Source organism: Frankia sp. AiPs1 (genome assembly GCF_023716945.1).
Classification (GTDB): Bacteria; Actinomycetota; Actinomycetes; order Frankiales; family Frankiaceae; genus Frankia.
Window position 1 is genome coordinate 1 of the sequence record NZ_JAMQQF010000941.1, and the last position, 1,378, is coordinate 1,378.

Below are 1,378 nucleotides of genomic sequence, written 5' to 3' on the forward strand. Positions count from 1 at the left end.
CCACGGCGCCGCCCGCGGCGGGCGAGCGCGCCGAAGTCGGGGTCGGGCGCGGGCAGGAAGGCCGCGGCGCACAGGGCGCACAGGAACGGCAGCGCGAACAGGTAGGCCCGCAGCAGCGCCTCGCCGCCGTAGGACTGCAGTGCGAGCAGCCCGAACGGCGCCAGGGCCGCGGCCTGCGCCACCGCGCCGAGCCGCCAGCGCCGCCGCCGCAGGGAGCCGACCGCGGCGCCGACGAAGAGCACGCCGACCACCACGATGCGCAGGAACGCGATCCGCAGGTGGGTCGGCGAACCCTGCACCCGGTTCGACAGCGTCTGGTTGACCGTGCCGCCGACCCCGCCGACGTCCCCGGTGACGACCGACAGGTGGCCGCTCCAGAAGTCGACCGCGCCGAACGTGAAGTAGCCGACGAACAGGATCGGCACCAGCAGGACGAGCCCCCGCCCGCGCAGCCGGCCGGTCAGCAGCAGGCTCGCGAGCAGCAGCGTCAGCAGCGGCGGGGAGAGCTGGTGGCTGGCCACCACGGCGAAGGCGAGGACGGCCGCGCACCCCAGCAACACCATCTGCTCGCGCGGCCCGAAGGCCGGCGGGGGCGGTTCGAGCAGCGCGCGCAGCCGGTCGCGCCGCCCGCGCGCCCCGCCGCCTGCCGCTGCCCTGCTGCCTCTCCCGGTCCTGCCGCCTCTCCCAGTCCTGCCGCCTGCCGCAGTCCTGCCGTCTGCCGCAGTCCGCCCGCCCACGGGACCGCGCCGGCCACTCGTGCGCAGCGCGATCACGAGCACCACCAGCGACAGCAGGTACGCCGCCCCCTGCGGGGAGAGGTACTCCTGGTCCGCCCAGTCGGCGCAGAGGAACAGCCACAGCGCGAGCCAGGTCGCCCGGCTGCTCAGCCCGAGCTCGCGGAAGATCATCGCGAGGCAGGGCAGGTAGGCGAGCATGAACACCACGGAGGCGTACAGCAGCAGGTGGCTGGCGTCGCCGATGCCGGCGGTGTTCATCAGCACGGCGACGCCGGCGAAGAACCCCGGCCAGGAGAAGCGGGCGTCGTAGTGGTGGAGCACGGTGCCGTTGTCGTGGATGTAGTTGATGAAGCCCGCGTGCCGCCACGAGGTGGGCAGGCGGGACGTCTGCTCGACGACGGGGGACACCCCGTAGATCGCGATTACCAGCGCGCAGGTCGCGGACGCCAGCAGCCAGGTCCGCGGGCGGGCGGCGCCGAGTTCCCACACGAACGCGGCCGCGAGCGCCACGATGCCGGCCGCGTAACGCCAGTCGAGGGCGTCGACGATGCCGAGCGCGCCGATCCGGTGCGGGTCCGCGGCGGCCATCCCCCAGCCGATGAGCACGGCGGCCACGGCGAGCAGCGCCACCGGCGCGGGGC

1 pseudogene is annotated in these 1,378 nt (G+C 75.0%); it reads right to left on the minus strand.

Going from position 1 to position 1,378, the window contains the following annotated elements:
* Positions 1–1,378 (minus strand): annotated as a pseudogene (locus tag ND748_RS32035) (hypothetical protein); the annotation flags it as partial.